This window comes from Kineococcus auxinigenes (assembly GCF_050871525.1).
Classification (GTDB): domain Bacteria; phylum Actinomycetota; class Actinomycetes; order Actinomycetales; family Kineococcaceae; genus Kineococcus.
Map to the genome: position 1 here is coordinate 1 of NZ_JBKBCT010000027.1, position 20,916 is coordinate 20,916.

The 20,916-nt window shown below is 75.8% G+C and carries 21 protein-coding genes; 2 read left to right on the top strand and 19 right to left on the bottom strand.

Annotated features, from left to right (window positions below):
* Positions 1-434: 434 nt before the first annotated feature.
* From tyrS to infC, 17 genes are all read right to left on the bottom strand, one after another.
* The gene (tyrS, locus tag ACRYR9_RS09535; RefSeq protein ID WP_432498718.1) at positions 435-1,724 is read right to left on the bottom strand and encodes a tyrosine--tRNA ligase; all 1,290 of its coding nucleotides are present in this window, start codon (positions 1,722-1,724) and stop codon (positions 435-437) included.
* Positions 1,725-1,787: 63 nt separating this feature from the next.
* Positions 1,788-2,420 (bottom strand): DNA-3-methyladenine glycosylase, encoded by a 633-nt coding sequence (locus tag ACRYR9_RS09540; RefSeq protein WP_432498716.1) that lies wholly within the window; start codon positions 2,418-2,420, stop codon positions 1,788-1,790.
* Positions 2,405-3,838 (bottom strand): argininosuccinate lyase, encoded by a 1,434-nt coding sequence (gene argH, locus ACRYR9_RS09545; protein ID WP_432498723.1) that lies wholly within the window; start codon positions 3,836-3,838, stop codon positions 2,405-2,407. Before argH ends, ACRYR9_RS09540 begins: the two co-directional genes overlap by 16 nt.
* Positions 3,839-3,849: 11 nt before the next feature.
* Positions 3,850-4,413 (bottom strand): arginine repressor, encoded by a 564-nt coding sequence (locus ACRYR9_RS09550; protein WP_432498713.1) that lies wholly within the window; start codon positions 4,411-4,413, stop codon positions 3,850-3,852.
* Positions 4,410-5,342: an ornithine carbamoyltransferase gene (gene argF / locus ACRYR9_RS09555; protein WP_432498710.1), complete on the bottom strand. Its 933-nt coding sequence runs from the start codon at positions 5,340-5,342 to the stop codon at positions 4,410-4,412. Before argF ends, ACRYR9_RS09550 begins: the two co-directional genes overlap by 4 nt.
* Positions 5,339-6,601: an acetylornithine transaminase gene (locus ACRYR9_RS09560; RefSeq protein WP_432498721.1), complete on the bottom strand. Its 1,263-nt coding sequence runs from the start codon at positions 6,599-6,601 to the stop codon at positions 5,339-5,341. The genes argF and ACRYR9_RS09560 overlap by 4 nt, the downstream gene beginning before the upstream one ends.
* Positions 6,602-6,621: 20 nt before the next feature.
* Positions 6,622-7,524 (bottom strand): acetylglutamate kinase, encoded by a 903-nt coding sequence (gene argB / locus ACRYR9_RS09565; RefSeq protein WP_432498707.1) that lies wholly within the window; start codon positions 7,522-7,524, stop codon positions 6,622-6,624.
* Complete coding sequence (argJ, locus tag ACRYR9_RS09570) at positions 7,521-8,672, bottom strand: bifunctional glutamate N-acetyltransferase/amino-acid acetyltransferase ArgJ (RefSeq protein WP_432498704.1); 1,152 nt, start codon at positions 8,670-8,672, stop codon at positions 7,521-7,523. Before argJ ends, argB begins: the two co-directional genes overlap by 4 nt.
* A complete protein-coding gene (gene argC / locus ACRYR9_RS09575; protein WP_432498701.1) occupies positions 8,669-9,727 on the bottom strand; it encodes an N-acetyl-gamma-glutamyl-phosphate reductase in 1,059 nt (352 codons plus the stop codon). Before argC ends, argJ begins: the two co-directional genes overlap by 4 nt.
* Before the next feature lie 43 nt (positions 9,728-9,770).
* Positions 9,771-10,592 carry an SDR family NAD(P)-dependent oxidoreductase gene (locus tag ACRYR9_RS09580; RefSeq protein WP_432498698.1) on the bottom strand — a complete coding sequence of 274 codons (822 nt, stop codon included), beginning with the start codon at positions 10,590-10,592 and terminating at the stop codon, positions 9,771-9,773.
* Entirely contained in the window at positions 10,585-13,149 is a 2,565-nt protein-coding gene (pheT, locus tag ACRYR9_RS09585) for a phenylalanine--tRNA ligase subunit beta (protein ID WP_432509654.1), read from the bottom strand. Before pheT ends, ACRYR9_RS09580 begins: the two co-directional genes overlap by 8 nt.
* The gene (gene pheS, locus ACRYR9_RS09590; RefSeq protein WP_432494276.1) at positions 13,149-14,300 is read right to left on the bottom strand and encodes a phenylalanine--tRNA ligase subunit alpha; all 1,152 of its coding nucleotides are present in this window, start codon (positions 14,298-14,300) and stop codon (positions 13,149-13,151) included. Before pheS ends, pheT begins: the two co-directional genes overlap by 1 nt.
* 152 nt (positions 14,301-14,452) lie before the next feature.
* Positions 14,453-15,601, bottom strand: a complete 1,149-nt coding sequence (locus tag ACRYR9_RS09595) for a sensor histidine kinase (protein ID WP_432494274.1) — start codon at positions 15,599-15,601, stop codon at positions 14,453-14,455.
* A gap of 63 nt (positions 15,602-15,664) precedes the next feature.
* A complete protein-coding gene (locus ACRYR9_RS09600; protein WP_432494272.1) occupies positions 15,665-16,471 on the bottom strand; it encodes a TrmH family RNA methyltransferase in 807 nt (268 codons plus the stop codon).
* A gap of 73 nt (positions 16,472-16,544) precedes the next feature.
* A complete protein-coding gene (gene rplT / locus ACRYR9_RS09605) occupies positions 16,545-16,931 on the bottom strand; it encodes a 50S ribosomal protein L20 (RefSeq protein ID WP_432494269.1) in 387 nt (128 codons plus the stop codon).
* 93 nt (positions 16,932-17,024) lie between these two features.
* Positions 17,025-17,219 carry a 50S ribosomal protein L35 gene (gene rpmI / locus ACRYR9_RS09610; protein ID WP_432494267.1) on the bottom strand — a complete coding sequence of 65 codons (195 nt, stop codon included), beginning with the start codon at positions 17,217-17,219 and terminating at the stop codon, positions 17,025-17,027.
* 107 nt (positions 17,220-17,326) lie between these two features.
* A complete protein-coding gene (gene infC, locus ACRYR9_RS09615) occupies positions 17,327-17,962 on the bottom strand; it encodes a translation initiation factor IF-3 (protein WP_432494290.1) in 636 nt (211 codons plus the stop codon).
* Positions 17,963-18,238: 276 nt separating this feature from the next.
* Between infC and ACRYR9_RS09620 the strand changes: the two genes are divergently transcribed.
* Both ACRYR9_RS09620 and ACRYR9_RS09625 read left to right on the top strand, forming a co-directional pair.
* Complete coding sequence (locus ACRYR9_RS09620; RefSeq protein ID WP_432494265.1) at positions 18,239-18,628, top strand: DUF1844 domain-containing protein; 390 nt, start codon at positions 18,239-18,241, stop codon at positions 18,626-18,628.
* A gap of 94 nt (positions 18,629-18,722) precedes the next feature.
* Entirely contained in the window at positions 18,723-19,337 is a 615-nt protein-coding gene (locus tag ACRYR9_RS09625; RefSeq protein WP_432494263.1) for a DoxX family protein, read from the top strand.
* A gap of 39 nt (positions 19,338-19,376) precedes the next feature.
* Here ACRYR9_RS09625 and ACRYR9_RS09630 read toward each other — a convergent pair whose 3' ends face one another.
* Positions 19,377-19,970, bottom strand: a complete 594-nt coding sequence (locus tag ACRYR9_RS09630) for an SseB family protein (protein ID WP_432494261.1) — start codon at positions 19,968-19,970, stop codon at positions 19,377-19,379.
* 191 nt (positions 19,971-20,161) lie between these two features.
* The gene (priA, locus tag ACRYR9_RS09635; RefSeq protein WP_432494259.1) at positions 20,162-20,911 is read right to left on the bottom strand and encodes a bifunctional 1-(5-phosphoribosyl)-5-((5-phosphoribosylamino)methylideneamino)imidazole-4-carboxamide isomerase/phosphoribosylanthranilate isomerase PriA; all 750 of its coding nucleotides are present in this window, start codon (positions 20,909-20,911) and stop codon (positions 20,162-20,164) included.
* Positions 20,912-20,916: the final 5 nt, after the last annotated feature.

Below are 20,916 nucleotides of genomic sequence, written 5' to 3' on the forward strand. Positions count from 1 at the left end.
CAACGACCGGCAGACGCGTCAGGCAATTGACTTGCTTAGTTTGACCTCTGATCTCGAAACCCCCACCCCCCTGGCGAGGAGGATGGAGGAACAACACCAAAGGAATCCCCAACAACCCACCCACAACGGGTGAGCTGCCACGGGGTTGATTGATTTGGCATCAACACTTGGCACACTGTTGAGTTCTCAAGAACCGGACGCACCCCGTACCCAACCCCCTCACGAGGACCAGCTAAACAGGGGCAACTTTCCCACTGTAACCAGGAACCAGGCCAACCTGCAACCCATTCCCGATCAAGCTTGCCGCACCACCCACCCGCAGCAGACCCCCGCGGCCTCCCGGCCCCGGCGGCCGCCCCGTCCGGGCGACGAGAAGAACAGTACGCCGCCCCGGGCCCGACCACCAAATCCACGTCGGGCCCGAGACGGACCCCCTACTGCTGCAACGGAAGTGCTACTGCCGCTAGGGACTTCCGACCGCGGCGCAGCACGGCGTAGCGCCCGTGCAGCAGCGGAGCGCCAGCCGTGGCGTCGGCCAAGGTGGCGTCCGTGTCGACGACCTTGGTGTTGTTCACGTACGCGCCACCCTCGGCGATGGTGCGCCGCGCGGCGCTGCGGCTGGGCGCCAGGCCGGTCTCAGCGAGCAGCTGCGCCACCGGCACGTCCAGGGACTCGGGCGTCGCGGTGGGCAGCTCCTCCAGGGCGCCGGCCAGGGTGCGCTCGTCGATGCCGGCCAGGTCGGCGTGCCCGCTGCCCCCGAAGAGGGCGGCGGACGCCTGCTCGACTGCCTCGGCGGCCTGGTCACCGTGCACCAGGGCGGTGACCTCGTGCGCCAGAGCACGCTGGGCTGCGCGGGCCTTGGGTGCTTCGCGCGCCTGCCGACCGAGCTCGGTGATCTCCTCCCGGCTGCGGAAGGAGAACGCCTTCAGGTAGCCCTCGACCTGGGAGTCCTCGGCGTTGAGCCAGAACTGGTAGAAGGCGTAAGGGCTGGTCAGGTCCGGATCCAGCCACACCGCCCCGGCTTCGGTCTTGCCGAACTTGGTGCCGTCGGCCTTGGTCAGCAGCGGCGTGGCCAGCGCGTGCACCGTGGCGCCGTCGACCCGGCGCACCAGCTCGCACCCGGCGGTGATGTTGCCCCACTGGTCCGAGCCGCCCAGCTGCAGGGAGCACCCGTGCCGGCGGTGCAGCTGCAGGTAGTCGTTGGACTGCAGCAGGACGTACGCGAACTCGGTGAAGGAGATGCCCGTGCTGGCGAGGCGCTTGGCCACCGCCTCGCGATCCAGCATCCGGTTCACGCTGAAGTGCTTGCCCACGTCGCGCAGCAGCTCGATCGCCGTCATCGGCCCGGTCCAGTCCAGGTTGTTCACCATGGTCGCGCCCGCCGGACCGGTGAAGTCCAGGAACGGCGCGATCTGAGCCTGGATGCGCCCCACCCAGCCGGCGACCGTGTCCGGGTCGTTCATGCTCCGCTCCGCGGACGGGCGCGGATCACCCACCAGACCGGTGGCACCACCGACCAGGACCAGCGGCTTGTGACCGGCCTGCTGCAGGCGCTTGGCGGTCAGCACCTGCACCAGGTGACCGACGTGCAAGCTGGCCGCGGTCGGGTCGAAGCCCACGTAGTACGTCAGCGGACCGGCCTGCAGCGCGTGGTGCAGCGCGGCCTCATCGGTGGAGTGCGCCACCAGGCCCCGCCACTGCAGCTCGTCCCAGACGTCGCTCACGACTCGACTCTCCTCACTCCGTGGCCGGGCGCCGTTCGCCCCGCCGGGCCCCAGCCTGCCCGATCAGGAGCGCCGGGGGCGACGCGGTACCGCGGCGCGGTACGTGGAGACGCTCGGGTCCCCGGTGATCCACGCACGCCACGGGGTGGGCGCGCCGGCACCCGCGACACCGACGCGGGGGCCCCAGGAGACGGCGGAGTCCGGTACCGGCTCACCCGCCAGGACCCGCAGGGAGCCGTCGGCGCACACGTCGGCCCCCCCCTGCTCGCGGGCGATCGCGAGCGCCTGCGTCAGGCGCGCCGGCCCTCGGGCCAGGTCGGCGTCGCGCCGTGCCGCCCGGCGGCGTCCCCGCGCCAGGTCGAGCCCCTCGACGACCTCACCCGCCCTCAGCAGCACGGCCGACGCGGTGCCCTCCTGACCGGTGACGAGGTTCACGCACCAGTGCATGCCGTAGGAGAAGTACACGTACGCGTGGCCGGCCGGGCCGAACATCACCTCGGTCCGCGGTGTGCGGCCGCGGAAGGCGTGCGAGCCGGGGTCGGCCTCGCCCGCGTACGCCTCGACCTCCGTGAGGCGGGCCGCGACGGCACCCTCGGGCGTCTCGTGGCGGACCACGCGGCCCAGCAGGTCGCGGGCGACGTCGAGCACCTCGCGGGCGAAGAACTCCCGCGGCAGGGCCGTCACGGGCACGCCCACGCCCGGTGCTCGGCCAGGACCGAGCGGGCCCGCTCGAGCTGCTCCGCCACCCGCGCCGGTGCCGTGCCGCCCACCGCGTCGCGGGAGGCCAGCGACCCGGCGGTGCTCAGCACGCCCTTCACCTCGGGGGTCAGGTGCGGGGAGATCGACGCCAGGTCGGCGTCGGTGAGGTCCCAGAGCTCGACGGAGCGGCCCTCGACCTCGCTGCGCTCCTCGCACCGGCGCACGCACGCACCGGAGAGGTGGTGCGCCTCCCGGAACGGCACCCCCTGGCGCACCAGCCACTCGGCGATGTCGGTGGCCAGGGCGAAGCCCTGCGGCGCCAGGGCGGCCATGCGCTCGGTGTGGAAGCGCAGCGTGCCGACCATGCCGGCGACCGCGGGCAGCAGGACCTCCAGGGTGTCGACGGCGTCGAACACCGGCTCCTTGTCCTCCTGCAGATCGCGGTTGTAGGCCAGGGGCAGGCCCTTGAGGGTGCTCAGCAGGCCCGTCAGGTCACCGATGAGGCGCCCCGCCTTGCCGCGCGCCAGCTCGGCGACGTCGGGGTTCTTCTTCTGCGGCATGATGCTCGACCCCGTGGACCAGGCGTCGTGCAGCGTGACGAAGGAGAACTCCTTCGTCGCCCAGAGGATCACCTCCTCGGAGATGCGGGACAGGTCCACGCCGACCATCGCGGCGACGAAGGCGAACTCGGCGGCCACGTCGCGCGCGGCCGTGCCGTCGATGGAGTTCTCCACGCTGCGCTCGAACCCGAGCTCCTCCGCGACCGCCTGCGGGTCCAGGCCGAGGGAGGAACCCGCCAGCGCGCCGGAACCGTACGGCGAGACGGCCGCGCGCGCGTCCCAGTCGCGCAGCCGCTGCACGTCGCGCAGCAGGGGCCAGGCGTGGGCCAGCAGGTGGTGGGCGAGCAGCACCGGCTGGGCGTGCTGCAGGTGCGTGCGCCCGGGCATGGCCGCACCGGGGTGCGCGGCAGCTTGCTCGACGAGCGCGTCGACGACGTCGAGGACCCCGGCGGCGACCACCCGGGCGTGCTCGCGCAGGAACATCCGCAGCAGCGTGGCGATCTGGTCGTTGCGCGAGCGCCCGGCGCGCAGCCGTCCGCCGACGTCCGGGCCCACCCGCTCGACGAGGGCCCGCTCCAGGGCCGAGTGCACGTCCTCGTCGTCCTGGGCGGGCGTGAAGGCGCCGGAGTCGACGTCGGCCTCCAGGGCGTCGATGCCGGCCAGCAGGGCCTGCAGCGTGGCGTCGTCCAGGAGTCCGGCGCGGTGCAGCACGCGGGCGTGGGCGCGCGAGCCGGCGAGGTCGTGGCGGGCCAGGCGGAAGTCGAAGTGCGTGGACTTCGACAGCGCGGCCATCGCCTCGGCGGGACCGCTGGCGAACCGCGCTCCCCACAGGCCCTTCTCGGCCTGCTGGTGCAGCTGCTGCTCGGTCACGGGGTGTCTCCTTCGTCGGGGTCGGGCGTTCGGACCGGGGTGGGGGCGTCCTCGCGACGGGCCAGGGCGAGGAAGCGCGCGGCGACGTCCTCGCCGCCCGCCGGGTCGCGGGAGATGACCAGGACGGTGTCGTCGCCGGCGATGGTGCCCAGGACCGAGGGCATGACGCAGTGGTCGACGGCGCTGGCCAGGAACTGCGCGGCGCCCGGCGGGGTGCGCAGGACGACCAGGTTGGCCGAGGCCTCGGCGGACACCAGCAGCTCCTCGCACCAGCGGGCCAGGCGCGCGTCCAGGACCTCCTGCCCGACGCCGCTGCGCGGGGTGCGGTCGCCGCCCTCGGCGGGCAGGGCGTACACCAGTCCGCGGTCCCCGTCGCGGACCTTCACCGCGCCCAGCTCGACGAGGTCGCGCGAGAGCGTCGCCTGCGTGACGGCCACCCCCTCGGCGGCCAGGTGGGCCGCCAGCTCGGTCTGCGAGCGCACCGGCGAGCGCGCCAGCACCGCGGCGATGCGGTCGTGCCGGAACGCCTTGGTGCCGCTGCCGGTGGCCGCCACGTTCACCGCGACGCCGCGAGGAGCCAGACGAGCAGGGCCTTCTGGGCGTGCAGGCGGTTCTCCGCCTCGTCCCAGACCACGGACCGCGGCCCGTCGAGGACCTCGGCGGCGATCTCCTTGCCGCGGTAGGCGGGCAGGCAGTGCAGGACGATCGCGGCGGGGTCGGCGAGCGCCAGCAGCTCGGGCGTCACGGCGTAGGGGGTGAAGCGCTGCAGGCGCTCGGCGGCGTCCAGGCCCTCCTGGCCCATGCTGATCCACGTGTCGGTCACGACGACGTCGGCGCCGGCGGCGGCCTCGCGGGGGTCCTGGGTGACGGTGACGGACCCGCCGGTCCCGGCGGCCACGGCGCGGGCGCGCTCGAGGACCGCGGCGGACGGCAGGTCGGTGGCCGGGGTGGCGATGCGCACGTGCAGCCCGGCCGTGGCGCCGCCCAGGGCGTACGAGTGGGCCATGTTGTTGGCCCCGTCGCCGAGGTAGGCCATCGTCAGCCCGCCCAGCCGGCCCTTGTGCTCGGCGATCGTCTGCAGGTCCGCGAGGATCTGGCACGGGTGGTAGTCGTCGCTGAGGGAGTTCACCACCGGCACCCGCGAGTGCGCGGCCATCTCCTCCAGGCGGGACTGCGCATGGGTGCGCCACACGATCGCGGCGACCTGCCGCTCCAGCACGCGCGCGGTGTCGGCGACGGGCTCACCGCGGCCCAGCTGGGAGCCGGCGGCGTCGATGACCAGCGGTGCCCCGCCCAGCTCCGCGACCCCGACGCTGAAGGAGACGCGGGTGCGGGTCGAGGGCTTGTCGAAGAGCAGGGCGACCGTGCGCGGACCCTCCAGCGGGCGCTCCGCGAAGCGGTCGGCCTTCAGGCGCGCGGCCAGTGCGAGGACCTCGGCCTGCTCGGCGGGGCTCAGGTCGTCGTCGGCGAGGAAGTGGCGGGTGGTCACGAGTCCTCCGCGGGGTTCTGGGCGGCGTCGAGCACGGACGGCAGGGCGTCCAGGAAGGTGTCCGCCTGGGCGGTGGTGAGCACGAGCGGCGGCGCCAGGCGGATCGTGTCGGGACGCACGGCGTTGACGATGAAGCCGCGGGCCAGCGCCGCCCGCACGACCGCGGCGGCCACCGGCGCGCCCAGGGCGATGCCGAGCAGCAGGCCCTCGCCCCGCACGCCGGCCACCAGGGGGTGGCCCAGGGCCGAGACCCCCTGGCGCAGGTGGGTGCCCACGGTGCGCACGCTCGCCAGCAGCCCGTCGCGCTCGAGCGCGTGCAGGGTCGCCAGGCCCGCGGCGGCGGCGACGGGGTTCCCGCCGAAGGTGGTGCCGTGCTGCCCCGCTCCCAGGAGCGCGGCGTTGTGGGTGCCGAAGGCGATCGCGGCACCGACGGGGACGCCGGCGCCGAGGCCCTTGGCGAGGGTCACCACGTCGGGCACGACGCCGTCGTGGCGCAGTTGCTGGTGGGCGAACCACTCCCCGGTGCGCCCGACGCCGGTCTGCACCTCGTCCAGGACGAGCAGGGCGCCGTGGTCGGCGGTGATGCGCCGTGCCGCGGCGAGGTAGCCGTCGGGGGCGGGGACGACCCCGCCCTCGCCCTGCACGGGCTCGAGGAACACCGCCGCCGTGGCGCCGTCGACGGCGCGGCCGAGGGCGCCGACGTCGCCGTAGGGGACGAACTCCACCCCGCCCGGCAGCGGCTCGAACGGTGCGCGGTAGGCCTCCTTGGAGGTGAGCGCGAGGGCGCCCATCGTGCGGCCGTGGAAGGCGTCCACCGTGGCGACGACCTTCGGCCGGCCGGTGCGGCGAGCCATCTTGAACGCGGCCTCGTTGGCCTCGGCACCGGAGTTGCAGAAGAAGACCCGGGAGCCCTGCGGGGCGCGGGCGACGTCCAGCAACCGCTCCGCCAGGGCGATCTGCGGGACGGTGGCGAAGAAGTTCGAGACGTGGCCCAGGGTCGTCAGCTGGGAGGTGACCGCTGCGACCAGCAGGGGGTGGGCGTGCCCCAGGGCGTTGGTGGCGATGCCGCCCAGCAGGTCCAGGTAGCGCGTGCCGTCGGCGTCCCAGACGTAGCAGCCCTCGCCTCGCACCAGGACGCGCTGGGGAGTGCCGTACGTGCCCATCAGGGCCGAGGAGTACCGCTGCAGCCACTGCTGCCCGCTGCCCTCGGTGACCGGCAGGGCCTCCGAGCCCCCCGCGGTCTGCACCGTGCCGTCCACCGCTCCGCCTCCCGCGTGGTTCACGGCACGACCATCGTGCCGTTGCCGGAGGTCGTGAAGACCTCCAGCAGGACCGAGTGCGCCAGCCGGCCGTCGATGACCGTGGCGCGGGGCACCCCGCCGCGCACCGCGCGCAGGCACGCCTCCATCTTGGGGACCATGCCGGACTCCAGGGACGGCAGCAGCTGCTCGAGCTCCCCGGCGGTGATCTCGCTGACGAGGGACTCGCGGTCCGGCCAGTCCGCGTACAGCCCGGCGACGTCCGTCATGACGACGAACTTCTGCGCCCCCAGGGCCACGGCGATGGCGGAGGCGGCGGTGTCCGCGTTGACGTTGAGGACGGAACCCGGCACGAGCAGGCCGTCGTCGTCGACCTCGGGGGCGATGGTGGAGATGACGGGGATGCGGCCGGCGGCCAGCAGGTCGTTCACCGCCGCGGGGTCCACGCCGACGACGTCGCCCACCAGGCCGACGTCGACGGGTTCACCGCCGACCAGGGCGGGGCGGCGGCGCGCGCGCAGCAGACCGGCGTCCTCGCCGGACAGGCCCACCGCCAGGGGGCCGTGCGCGTTCAGCAGCCCGACGAGCTCACGGCCGACCTGTCCGGTGAGGACCATCCGCACGACGTCCATCGCCTCGGGCGTGGTCACCCGCAGACCGCCGCGGAACTCGCTGGCGATGCCCAGGCGCTGCAGCATCGCGGAGATCTGCGGTCCGCCGCCGTGCACGACGACGGGACGCAGGCCCGCGGTGCGCAGGAACACCACGTCCTCGGCGAACGCGCGCTTGAGCTCGTCGTCCACCATGGCGTTGCCGCCGTACTTGAGCACGACGAGGGCGCCGTGCCACTTCTGCAGCCACGGCAGGGCCTCGACGAGCACGCCCGCCTTGTCCTCGGCCGTCAGGTTCGTCAGGTCGCTCATGTGGAGTAGGCGCTGTTCTCGTGGACGTAGGCGTGGGTGAGGTCGTTCGTCCAGACGGTGGCGGTGTGCTCGCCGGCGTGCAGGTCGATGCGCACGCGCACCTCGCGCCCGGTGAGGTCGACGGTGGACGGGTCGGCGCCGGGAGCCCCGCCGACGCAGACCGGCACGCCGTTGATGCTGACGTCCATGGCCTGCGGGTCGAACTCGGCGGAGGTGGTGCCGACCGCGGCCATGACGCGGCCCCAGTTGGGGTCCTTGCCGAAGACGGCGGCCTTGAAGAGGTTGCTGCGGGCGACCGAGCGCCCGACCTCGACGGCGTCGTCCTCGCCGGCGGCCCCGACGACCTCCACGGCGATGTCGTGCTCGGCGCCCTCCGCGTCGGCGACGAGCATCCGGGCCAGGTCGGCGCACACGCGGTGCACGGCGGCGTCCAGCTCGCCCGGCGCGGGGCGGGCACCGCTCGCCCCGCTGGCCATGAGCACGACCGTGTCGTTGGTCGACATGCACCCGTCGGAGTCGACGCGGTCGAAGGTGGTGCGGGTGGCCGCGCGCAGCGCCCGGTCGAGCTCGGCGGGCTCGGCCACGGCGTCGGTGGTGAGCACGACGAGCATGGTGGCCAGGCCCGGCGCGAGCATCCCCGCGCCCTTGGCCATGCCGCCGACGGTGAAGCCCTCCCCCTGCGCGACGGCCTGCTTGGAGACGGTGTCGGTCGTCATGATGGCCGTGGCGGCCGCGGAGCCGCCGGTGGTGGCCAGGGCGGCGTGGGCGGTGCGCACCCCTGCGAGGAGCTCCTCGCGGGGCAGCTGCACCCCGATCAGCCCGGTGGAGCACACCACGACGTCGGCCGCGCCGCACCCGCTCAGCTCACCGACGAGCTCGGCGGTGGCGTGGGTCGTCCGGAAGCCCTGCGGGCCGGTGAAGCAGTTCGCGCCGCCGGAGTTCAGGACCACCGCGCGCACGTGCCCGTCGGCGCTGGCCCGCTCGCTCCACAGGACCGGGTGGGCCTTGCAGCGGTTGGAGGTGTAGACGGCCGCGGCGGCGTCCAGCGGCCCGTCGTTGACGACCAGGGCGACGTCGGGCCGGCCGCTGGCCTTGAGGCCGGCGGTGGCGCCGGCGGCCCGGAAGCCGGCGGAGGCGGTGACGCTCACGGAGCCACCCCCACGGCGCTCAGCCCGGTGCCCTCGGCCAGCCCGAGGGCGGCGTTCACGCTCTGCACGGCTCCTCCCGCGGTGCCCTTGGTGAGGTTGTCGAGGGCCGCCACCACGACGACGCGTCCGGTGTGCTCGTCCACGGCCAGCTGCAGCACGGCGGCGTTGCTCCCCAGGACCGCGGCGGTGCTGGGCCAGCGGCCCTCGGGCAGCAGGTGGACGAACTCCTCGCCGTCGCACGCCGCCTCCCAGGCGGCGCGCACGTCACCGGCGGCGGCACCGGGGGCGAGCCTCGCGGTGCAGGTGGCCAGGATGCCCCGGGGCATGGGCGCCAGCGTCGGGGTGAAGGACACCGACACCGGCCCGCCGGCCGCCAGGGCCAGGTTCTGCTCGATCTCGGGGGTGTGGCGGTGCCCGCCGCCGACGCCGTAGGGGCTCATGGAGCCCATGACCTCCGCCGACAGCAGGTGCGGCTTGAGGCTCTTGCCGGCGCCGGAGGTGCCGGAGGCGGCGACCACGACGACGTCCTCGCCGGCCAGCAGCCCGGCGGCGAACCCGGGGGCCAGGGCCAGGCTCACGCTCGTCGGGTAGCAGCCCGGGACGGCGATGCGCCGGGCACCGGCCAGGCGCTCGCGCTGCTTGCCCCCGCCGGCCAGCGACAGCTCGGGCAGGCCGTACGGCCAGGCCCCGGCGTGCTCGGAGCCGTAGAACCGCTGCCACTGCGCGGGGTCGGTGAGCCGGTGGTCGGCCCCGCAGTCCACGACGAGGACGTCCTCGCCCAGCTCGGCGGCCACGGCCGCCGAATGGCCGTGCGGCAGGGCGAGGAAGACCACGTCGTGCCCGGCGAGGACCTCGGCCGTGGTGGGCTGCAGCACCCGGTCGGCCAGCGGCAGCAGGTGCGGCTGCAGCTCACCCAGCGCGGTGCCGGCGTTGGAGGCGCCGGTGAGCGCCCCGATCTCCACGTGCGGGTGCTGCAGCAGCAGCCGCAGCAGCTCACCCCCGGCGTAGCCGCTGGCGCCCGCGACGGCGACCCTGAGCCGACTCCCTGGATCCATGCGCATGACCATACACCGAGCTGCGTAGTCATGCACAGGGTGGTCAGGACAGCGGGTCGTCCGGGCCGTACGGCACGACGTCCAGGCTGCGGGCGCGCGGCGCCAGACCGGCGCGCGCGGCCGCGGCCAGCGACGCGGGCGTGTCCGTGCCCGCCCGCACCAGCCGACCCGCCCACGCGTCGAGCTCCCCGCGCGCCACCGCCAGCACCAGCGCCACCACGTCGGCGGGATCCGTCCACTCGGTGCGCTCGGCGTGCACCGCCATGGAGGTGGACATGGCCGTGCGGACCACGCCCGGGGACACCTCGAAGGCCAGCACGCCGTGCTCGCGCCCGGCCGCCGTCACCGCGCCGCCCAGGCGGAACAGCGCCGCCTTGCTGGCACCGTAGGCGGCGTGCAGGGGCGCGTCCTTGTGCGCCGCTCCGGAGCTGAGGTCGACCACCCGGCCGCCGCCGCGGGCCACCATGCCGGGGACCACGGCGTGCACCAGGTGGAAGGGGCCCAGCACGTTGGCCTCCAGGACGCGGCGCACCTCCTCCAGGTCCGCCTCCCACGGCACGGCCTCGTCGGCCTCGATGCGACCGGCGCAGTTCACCAGCAGCGTGGTGCCGCCGAGCTCCGCCTCCAGGGCGTGCACCGCCGCGGCGACGCCGTGCGCGTCGGCCACGTCGACGCAGGTGCCCACCGCTCGCCCGCCCGCGGTGGTGACCTCCTCCACGACCTCGTCCAGCGCCACGGCGTCGCGGGCCAGCGCGCCGACCGACCAGCCCGCACCCGCCAGGCCCAGGACCAGCTCGCGGCCGATGCCGCGACTGGCGCCGGTGACCAGCGCCACGCCCGGAGCCACGCCGGCAGCCTCAGCCACGCTGCACCGCCCCCGTGCGGCGGGCGGCCTCGGCGACCGCGGACTCGCGCGCGGCGCTCGCCTCCTCCGCGGTCAGCGTCCGGTCCGGCGCCCGGAAGCGCAGCGCGTAGGCGAGCGACTTGCGCCCCTCGCCCACCTGCGAGCCGGTGTAGACGTCGAACAGGCGCACGTCCTCCAGCAGCTCGCCGGCGCCCTCGCGCAGCGCCTGCTCCACCGCGCCGGCCGCGACGTCCTCGTCGAGCACCAGCGCGACGTCCTGGGTCGCGGCCGGGTACCCGGACAGCTGCGCCACCTGCGGGCTCGCGCCGACCTGCGCGAGCAGGACGTCGAGGTCGAGCTCGAAGGCCGCCGAGCGCGCGGGCAGCTCCAGGGCCGCGAGCGCCGCGGGGTGCAGCTCACCGGCGTACCCGACCGGGTGGCCCGCGGGCGTGCTGACGCGCGCGCACCGGCCCGGGTGCCAGGGCGCGTGCTCGGCCGCCTCGACGACCACCCGCACGCCCAGCGCCGCGGCGAGCGTGCGCACCGCGTCGACCGCGTCCGCCCACAGCACCGGCTCACCACCGCGGGCGAACCCCTCGGCGGAGGCGCCCGGGCCGCGCCGCACACCCGTCAGGACGCCGGCCACGTGCAGCGGCTGCGGGGGCACCGCGGCGCGCAGGGCGGTCAGCTCCTCCTCCGCCGGGCGGGTCGCCACGCCCGGCAGCGGAGCCGGGCCCGCGCCGGGCACCGGGTGCGTCACGGCGCCGAACTCCACCAGCGCCAGGTCGCGCAGACCCCGGGAGAGGTTGCGGCGCACCACCTCGACGAGGGAGTCCAGCACGCTGGTGCGCATCAGCGGCTGCTGCTCCGACAGCGGGTTCGCCAGTCGGAGCGCCAGTCGCCGGGGGTCGTCCGCGGGCAGCCCCTGCGCGTCGTGCACCGCCGCGGCGACGAAGGGGTAGGAGAGCACCTCGACGAACCCGTCGTCCACCAGGGCGCGCGCGGCCGAGCGCCGCGCGCGCTGGGCCGCCGTCAGGCCCCGCCCGGCGGGGGCCGCCGGCAGCACCGAGGGGATGGTGTCGTAGCCGCGCAGCCGCGCGACCTCCTCCACCAGGTCCACCGGCTGGACCAGGTCCGGGCGCCAGCTCGGCGGCACCACGCTCAGCTCCGGGCCGTCGGCCGTCACCGCGCAGCCGATCTGCTCCAGCGCCCCGACCACCTCCTGCTCCGTGAACGGGGCGCCCACGATCCGCTCCACGAACGCCACGGGCATGCGCAGCGGCTGCGCCGCGGCGGGCTCGCCGACGTCCGTGGCCGCCGGGTCGGCGGTCCCGCCGCCGTGCTCGACCAGCATCCGCACGGCCAGCTCGGCCACCCGTGCCGCGATCGCCGGGTCGACGCCGCGCTCGAAGCGCTTGCCGCTCTCGGTGTGCAGCCGGTGCCGGCGCGCCGTGCGCGCCACCGAGACCTGCGCGAAGCGCGCCGCCTCGACCAGCACGTCCGTGGTGGAGGCCGACACCTCCGTGGCGGCACCGCCCATGACGCCGGCCAGCGACAGCACGCGGGAGGTGGACGGTTCCCCGGGCACCTCGTCGGTGATGAGCAGGTCCTCGGCGTCCAGGACGCGCTCGACGTCGTCCAGGGTGGTCAGCCGCTCCCCCGCCCGGGCACGGCGCACCACGAGCTCGCCCTGCAGCGTCGCGAGGTCGTAGGCGTGCAGCGGCTGCCCGGTGGCGAGCATGAGGTAGTTCGTGACGTCCACGGCCAGGGAGACGGGACGCATGCCCGCCTGGCGCAGCCGGTCGGCCACGAACCGCGGGGTCGGCGCCGCAGGGTCGATGCCGCGCACGACGCGGGCGACGAAGCGGTCGCAGCCGGCCGCACCGCGGATCGGCGCGTCGTCGGCCAGGCGCACCGGGTACCCCGGGTCGCCCGCCCCGGGCACCTCGACCTCGACGGGGTCGTGGAACACCTGCGCCACGGGGCGGCGGGTGCCGTGCGCGTACTCGCGGGCGATGCCGCGCACGCTGAAGCAGTACCCGCGGTCGGGGGTGACGTTGACCTCGACGGTCTCCTCGGCCAGGCCCAGCAGCGCCAGCGCGTCCTGGCCCGGGGTGACCGGCGCGCCGGGCAGGAACCGCTCCAGCACGATGATGCCGGAGTGGTCGGCGCCCAGGCCGAGCTCCTTCGCCGAGCAGATCATCCCGTCGGACACGTGCCCGTACGTCTTGCGGGCGGCGATCGCGAAACCGCCCGGCAGCACCGCGCCCGGCAGCGCCACGACGACGCTGTCGCCGGCGGCGAAGTTGTGCGCGCCGCAGACGATGCCCCGGTGGCCGTCGGGACCGTTCAGCTCGGGCCCGACGTCGACGTGGCACCAGTTGATCGTCTTGCCGTTCTTCTGCGGCTCCGGCGCCAGGTCCAGCACCCGGCCGACGACGAGCGGGCCCGTCACCCCGGAGGTGTGCACGCCCTCCTCCTCCAGGCCGACCCGCACCAGGGCCGCGGCGACGTCCGCGCCGCGCGCCCCGGGTTCGAGGTCGACGTGCTCGGCCAGCCAGCTCAGGGGCACGCGCATCAGAGCTCGTCCTCCCCCGCGGCGGCGTCGGCCGGCACGCGCCCGCCCAGGACGTCGGCCACCCCCGACGCCGAGAGGTCCTCCACGCCGAACGCCCGGCTGAACCGCACGTCGCCCTCCACCATGTCGCGCATGTCCGTCACCCCGTTGCGGAACATCAGCGTCCGCTCGATCCCCATCCCGAAGGCGAAGCCCTGGTAGCGCTGCGGGTCGATCCCGCACGCGCGCAGCACGTTCGGGTTGACCATGCCGCAGCCGCCCCACTCGATCCAGCCGCGCTCGGCGTCCCGGCCCAGGGAGAAGCGCAGGTCCAGCTCGGCGCTGGGCTCGGTGAAGGGGAAGAACGCCGGGCGCCAGCGCGTCTGGACGGCGTCGCCGAACATCGCCCGGGCGAAGTGGTCCAGGGTGCCCTTCAGGTGAGCCATCGTCAGGCCCTCGTCGACGGCGATGCCCTCCAGCTGGTGGAACACCGGGGTGTGCGTGGCGTCCAGCTCGTCGGTGCGGAAGACCTTGCCGGGGCACACCACGTACAGCGGCACCCCGCGGGCGAGCAGCGAACGCGCCTGCACGGGCGAGGTGTGCGTGCGCAGCACCAGCCCCGAGGAGGTGCCGCCGTCCTCGTCGGCGACGTAGAAGGTGTCCTGCATCTGCCGCGCCGGGTGGTCGGCGTCGAAGTTCAGGGCGTCGAAGTTGAACCACTCCGCCTCGACCTCGGGCCCCTCGGCGACCTCCCACCCCATCGCGGTGAAGACGTCCGCGACCCGCTCCGTGAGCAGCGGCAGCGGGTGGCGCGCCCCCCGCTCCGGGCGGCGCGCGGGGAGGGTGACGTCCACGACCTCCGCGCGCAGGACCCGCTCCTCCTCCTGGGAGCGCAGCACCTCGGTGCGCTCGGCGACCGCCTGGTTCAGGCGGCCGCGAGCGGCGCCCACGCGCTTGCCCGCGGCGGCCTTGGCCGGGCCGGGCAGCGAGCCGATGGCCCGGTTCGCCAGCGCCAGCGGGCTGCGGTCCCCGGCGTGGGCGAGGCGGGCGGCCTTCAGCTCCTCCAGGTCGCCGGCGGCGGCCACCGCCGCGAGCGCCGCGTCGAGGGCGGCCTGCACGGCCTCCTCCCCCAGCGGGCCGTCGGCCGCCTCGGCGGCGGGTTCAGCAGGCATCGGGTGCGACGTCTCCTCCCGGTCGGCGGCCGGACGTCCCCGGCCGCGGGCATCGGGGTGATCCTCGCAGACGCCCCGGGCGCGGCGTCACCGTGGAACGTCACCGCGGGACGTCACCGCGGGACGTCACCGCGGGACGTCACCGCGGGACGTCACCGCGCAGCGGGCGGTTCGCCGGCCGGCAGCCGGACCCGGAAGCGCGCGCCCCCGGCCGGCGAGGCGGACACCTGCACGTCCCCGCCGTGGGCCTCGACCAGGCCGCGGGTGACGTACAGGCCCAGGCCCGTGCCGCTGCGGCTGCCGCCGTGCCAGAACTTGGAGAAGACGTACGGCCGGTTCTCCGGCGGCACGCCCTCACCGGCGTCGTCGACCGTCAGCACCACCTCGCCCGGCTCGGCGGGGTCCAGCGCGGGGTCGTGGGCGAGCGTGATGACCACCGTGCCGGCACCGTGCCGCACGGCGTTCTCGACCAGGTTGGTGACCACCTGCGCCAGCCGGTCCGGGTCCGCCCACAGCTCCGGCAGCCCGCCGGCCAGCCGCAGCTCGAAGCGGTCGTCCTCGTAGCCGGCCACCCGCAGCCGCTCGACGTGCTCGCGCACCAGGGCGGGCAGGTCCACCGGCCGGCGGTGCACGTGCAGGCGCCCGGTGTCGACGCGCGAGACGTCCAGCAGGTCGCCCACCAGCCGGGTGACGCGCTCGGCGTCCGCCTGCACCGTGGTGAGCATGAGGCGCTTCTGCTCGTCGGTGAAGCGGTCCCAGCGGCGCAGCAGGCTGGCCGTGAACTGCTTCACCGACGTCAGCGGGGAGCGCAGCTCGTGGGCGACGGTGGCGATGAGGCTGGCTGCGTCGGACTCGGCGCGCCGCCGCTCGCCGGTGCCGCGCAGGGCCACCACCGCCCGCTGCACCTGCCCGTCCCCGGACCGCACGTAGCGGGCGGTCACGAGCAGCTCGCGCCCGCCCGGCAGCAGCAGCATGCGCTCGGAGTGTCCGTCGGAGGAGTCGAGGGAGGGGTCGGCGACGTCCCACCAGCGCCGTCCGGAGGTGTCCTGCAGGGGCAGCGCGCGGCGCACGTCCGAACCCACGAGGGCGTGCCGCTCCCGGCCCAGCAGCGCCGCGGCGGCGGCGTTGACGGCCGTGATGCGCCCGTCCGCGCCGACGAGCACCACCCCGTCGGGCAGCTCGTCCAGCGGGACGAGGGCCGCGCCGCCGGCACCGTCCGCGCCGGCGGTGCGCTCGTGCGGGGGCAGCACCGGGAGCGCCGCCGCGGCAGCGGCCGCGGTCGTCCCCCTCGGCTCGGGCACGGGCCGAGGCTAGGGCATGGGCGGCGGATCACCGCGCCCGGCGACGCACCGGCCCGTGCGGTCTCAGCGCCGGCGCTGGGCGCGGGCGCTGGCGTACAGGCACACCACCGCGGCGGTGGCGAGGTTCAGGCTCTCGGCGCGCCCGTGCAGCGGGACGCGCACGACGGCGTCCGCGGCGGCGCGGCCGGCGTCGTCCAGGCCCGCGGCCTCGTTGCCGAACAGCCACGCCGTGGGGGCGGTCAGGTCGACCGGCGCCCCCGCACCGGCGGCGGCGGCGTCCGCGAGGTCGTCCAGGTCCAGCGCCCCGGCGCCGTCGGCGGCCAGCACCGCGCAGCCGGCGCGCTGCAGGTCCCGCACGGCGTCGTCCAGCGGCACGCCGACGACCACGGGCAGGTGGAACAGGCTGCCGGCGGTCGAGCGCACGCACTTGGGGTTGAAGACGTCCACGCTCCCGGCGGTGAGCACGACGGCGTCGGCGCCCGCGGCGTCCGCGGCGCGCAGGACCGTGCCGGCGTTGCCGGGGTCGCGCACGCGGTCCAGCAGGGCCACCAGGCGCGGGCGGCGGGCCAGGACGTCCTCCAGCGCGGTGGTCGCGGTGGGGCACACCGCCACCAGGCCCTGCGGGGTCACGGTGTCGGTCATGACCGCCAGGACGTCCTCGGCGACGGTCCACACGCGCACGCCGTGCTCGGCGGCGGTCGTCACGATCGCGGCGTGGCGCTCGGCGGCGTCCTGCGTGGCGTACAGCTCCAGCACCACCGGCGCAGGTCCGGCGACGTGCGCGGCCACGGCCTCGCGCACGGCCTGCGGCCCCTCGGCGAGGAAGCGCCCGTGCCGTGAACGCGCCGCACGCCCGGTCAGCGACCGCACCGACCGGACCCGCGCGGAACGCGGATCGGTCAGCACGGCCGCTGCCGGGCGTGCGGGGTCGTGCCGGCGCTGCTCAGGCAGCGGAACCCTCGGCGACCGGGGTGGCCGGCACGGCGGCCTTGGCGGTCTTCACCAGGGCGGCGAACGCGGGAGCGTCCGAGACGGCCAGCTCGGCCAGCATGCGGCGGTCGACCTCGATGCCGGCGGCCTTCAGGCCCTGGATGAACCGGTTGTAGGTCATGCCCTCGGCGCGTGCCGCGGCGTTGATCCGCTGGATCCACAGGCGGCGGAAGTCGCCCTTGCGCGCCTTGCGGTCGCGGTACGCGTAGACGAGGGAGTGGGTGACCTGCTCCTTCGCCTTGCGGTACAGCCGCGAGCGCTGGCCGCGGTAGCCGCTGGCCTGCTCGAGGACGACGCGACGCTTCTTCTGGGCGTTGACTGCGCGCTTCACGCGTGCCACGGGGGTTCTCCTTGCTCGTCGTGCGCGGGCGTCAGCGGGCCGTCGGCGACGGCCGCGCGCTCCGCGCGGGGGGTGTGCGGGTGGTGGCGGCGGTCAGCGGCCCAGGAGCTTCTTGATCTTCTTGACGTCCGCGGGAGCCACCACGGCGTCCATGGAGAGACGGCGGGTGCGGGTGCTCGGCTTGACCTCGAGCAGGTGGCGCTTGTTGGCGCGCTCGCGCATGACCTTGCCGGAGCCGGTGATGCGGAACCGCTTCTTGGCGCCGGAGTGGGTCTTGTTCTTGGGCACGGGGGGTCTCTCCTGTGGTCGGTGCCGGGTGGTGCCCGGCGCGGGTCTGTCGGCGCACCGGACCGGGCCCGCCGGCAGGGGGCGGGCCCGGTCCAGCGGGCCTGGCGTCAGGACGCGGTGGCGGCCGTCTGGTCGGGCTGCGCGCCCTCGTCCTGCGAGGGCTGCGACACGCTCTCGGCCTGCTCGGCGGCTTCGGAGTCCTTGCGGCGGCGCTCCTCGGCCTTGGCCTCGGCCTTCTTCTTGTGCGGCCCGATGACCATCACCATGTTCCGGCCGTCCTGGCGCGGCGAGCTCTCGACGCTGCCGAGGTCGGCGACGTCCTCCGCGAGGCGCTGCAGCAGCCGGAAGCCCATCTCGGGGCGCGACTGCTCACGACCGCGGAACATGATCATCACCTTGACCTTGTCCCCCGCCTTGAGGAACCGCTCGACGTGGCCCTTCTTCGTGGCGTAGTCGTGCGGGTCGATCTTCAGGCGGAAGCGGATCTCCTTGAGGATCGTGTTGGTCTGGTTCTTGCGCGCTTCGCGGGCCTTCATGTCGGACTCGTACTTGAACTTGCCGAAGTCCATGAGCTTGCAGACCGGCGGTCGCGCCGTCGGAGCGACCTCGACCAGGTCGAGACCCGCTTCGTCCGCCAGCCGCAGCGCGTCCTCGACGCGCACGATGCCGACCTGTTCACCGTTGGGGCCCACGAGCCGCACCTCGGGAACACGGATGCGGTCGTTGATGCGGGGCTCGCTGATGTGCTGCTCCTTCGTCGTCGGGCGGGGCCGCCGGACACGGAGAAGGCCCCCGTGCTCGGACGTGCACGGAGGCCTGCCTGATCCGGCACCGCGGCGCACGAGGGCGACGACGACGCCTTGCTCTCCCGCGGACGGGAGAGGGACCGGGACCCGCGGCGCGCGTGCGCACCGGGGTGGGAGGAGGCCTCCGCTTCACGCTCCGGCCCCACGAACGCCCGCCCGCGCCAGGCGCGGACCGGTGACGTGAGCCGGTCGGTCACCTGTCAGGGTAGCAGCATGCAGCCCGACCCCACCTCCCAGCCCGTGGACCCGGCTCACGACCCGGCCCAGGACCCGACGCGGGAACTGGCCCGCGACATCGCCGACGTGCCGGCCGTCGAGGTCGTCACCACGGCCGCCGTGCACCTCATGAGCGCCGCGGCCGTCAAGTGCGGCCTGGCCGAGGGACCCGACGCCGCCGACCACCTGGACCTGGCGGAGGCACGCATCCTCATCACGGCCCTGGCCGGCCTGGTCACGACCTCCGCGCCGGACCTCGGCGGGCAGCACGCGCGCTCGCTGCGCGACGGCCTGCGCTCCCTGCAGCTGGCGTTCCGGGAGGCCTCCCCGGTGCCGGACCCGCCGGGCAAGGGGCCCGGCGAGCGGCTGACCGGCAGCGTGGTCTGAACCACGCCCCGCCCGCCGCGCTCCCGGCCCGGCGCAGTGGTTGAGTGTCGCAGGACCGGGGCACCGGCCCCGCGGGACGGAGGACGAGGACACGGTGAGCGAGACGGTGAGCGAGACGGTCAGCTACACGCTGAGCAGCCGCACGGGCGGGACCCGCAGGAGCGACCTGGCCCGCTTGGTGCTGCGCGCGGGGGTGGGCGCGACCCTGGCCGCGCACGGGGCGCAGAAGCTGTTCGGAGCCTTCGGCGGCGGCGGGCTGGAGGGCACGCAGGGCGCCATGCACGCCATGGGCTTCCGGCCCGGCCGGCGCAGCGCGCTGGCGGCGGGCCTGGCGGAGACGGGCGGCGGGGCGCTGCTGGCCCTGGGCCTGGCCACCCCGGCGGCCGGTGCCACGGCGGCGGCGACGATGGCCGCCGCGGCCACGGTCCACGCCCCCAACGGCTTCTGGGCCACCTCCGGGGGGCTGGAGTACCCGGCCGTGCTCGGGCTGGCCAGCACCGCCCTGGCCGTGGCTGGCCCCGGGCGCTACTCGGTGGACCGCCTGCTGGGCGACGCCCTCAACAAGCCGTGGATGCCGGCGGTCGCGCTGCTGGCCGCCGGGGCCGGCGCGGCGTGGACCATCCGCCAGCGCCGGACCGCGGTGGCCGCCGACGCGCAGGAGGCGGCCGACGCGCCGGCCGACGCGCCGCAGGCCCCCGTCGCGTCCTGAGACGCCCCGACCGGCGCCCCGGAGCCCCCGCGGGAGGCTTCAGGGCGCCGGCAGGAGCGTCAGCTCCAGGGACTCCGCACGCTCGGCCACGACCCGGCAGGACCCCAGCCGCTCGGCCAGCCGGGCCGTGAGCGCCTCCACGCCGGCGCGGTCCAGCCCGGGAAGCACCCCGACGACAATGCGCAGCTCCGCGGTGCTCCCGGCTTCCAGCCGCACGCCGCGCACCTGCACCAGGTCCGCCAGCGCATCCGTCACGGCCGCCTCCACGGCGCCGTCGAAGGGCGCCGGCACCCACTCGCGCTCCTGCGCGAGCGCACGCAGCGCGGTGCCGCGCACCACGAAGCGCACCGGGCCGGCCGGGTCCAGCACGAGCACCTCGCAGCGCTCCTGGACGCCCGAAAGCGCCGCCCGGGCGGCGGGCACCGGCACGGGCCGCGCGTCCGCGCGCCAGGAGGCCAGGGCGTCCAGGTCGGTGAACAGGGGCAGGCCCCGGCGGCCGTCGGGCTGCGTCAGCAGAGCCAGCGCCATGTCGGCGCTCTTGTCCCCCGCGGGACCGGCGGCCACGACCTCCTGCTCCCCGAGGACGGCGACGACCGGGGCGAAGACCCTGCTGGCCGCCAGCTGGGCCACCACGCGCGCCTCCGCCCGCAGCAGCCGCTCCGGGGAGGCGCCGCCGGCCCGGGCCTCGGCCCACTCGCCCAGCGCCCGCGCCAGCCCGGGCGCGCGCCGGCCCTCGTCCCCGGTGAAGGGGTTGGGCAGCAGGGTGCGCCCGGCCCAGGGGACACCGGCGGAGTCGGCGCCCCCTGGGCCGGGGGTCGGCGCGGTCAGGGCCGGCCCGCGACGTCCAGGGCCTGCGGCAGGGTGAACGCCCCCGCGTACAGGGCCTTGCCGACGATGGCGCCCTCCACGCCCGCCTCGACCAGCTCACGCAGGGCGCGCAGGTCGTCGAGGCTGGAGACGCCGCCCGAGGCGACGACCGGGGCGCTGGTGCGCGCGCAGACCTCGCGCAGCAGCTCGGTGTTCGGCCCGCGCAGGGTGCCGTCCTTGGTGACGTCGGTGACGACGTAGCGGGCGCAGCCGTCGGCGTCCAGGCGGGCCAGGACGTCCCACAGGTCCCCGCCCTCGCGGGTCCAGCCGCGCGCGGCGAGCGTGGTGCCGCGCACGTCCAGGCCGACGGCGATGCGGTCGCCGTGGCGGGCGATGGCGGAGCGGGTCCAGTCCGGGTCCTCCAGCGCGGCGGTGCCCAGGTTCACCCGGCGGCAACCGGTGGCCAGGGCCGCCTCCAGGGAGGCGTCGTCGCGGATGCCGCCGGACAGCTCCACGGCCACGTCGAGGCGGCCGACGACGTCGGCGAGCAGCTCGCGGTTGGAGCCGCGCCCGAAGGCGGCGTCGAGGTCGACGAGGTGGATCCACTCGGCGCCGGCCTCCTGCCAGGCCAGGGCCGCCTCCAGGGGGGAGCCGTAGAAGGTCTCGCTGCCGGCCTCGCCCTGCACGAGACGGACGGCCTGACCGTCGGCGACGTCGACGGCGGGCAGGAGCTGCAGGCGGGGGGCTCGCGGGGAGGTGCTGGTCACGGGCG

Bases quoted from the DNA above. Each gene is read 5' to 3' on its own strand.
- ACRYR9_RS09620 (WP_432494265.1), top strand. From the start codon at position 18,239: ATGCAGCCCGACCCCACCTCCCAGCCCGTGGACCCGGCTCACGACCCG.
- pheS (WP_432494276.1), bottom strand. From the start codon at position 14,300: ATGCCTGCTGAACCCGCCGCCGAGGCGGCCGACGGCCCGCTGGGGGAG.
- argB (WP_432498707.1), bottom strand. From the start codon at position 7,524: ATGAGCGACCTGACGAACCTGACGGCCGAGGACAAGGCGGGCGTGCTC.
- pheT (WP_432509654.1), bottom strand. From the start codon at position 13,149: ATGCGCGTGCCCCTGAGCTGGCTGGCCGAGCACGTCGACCTCGAACCC.
- argC (WP_432498701.1), bottom strand. From the start codon at position 9,727: ATGGATCCAGGGAGTCGGCTCAGGGTCGCCGTCGCGGGCGCCAGCGGC.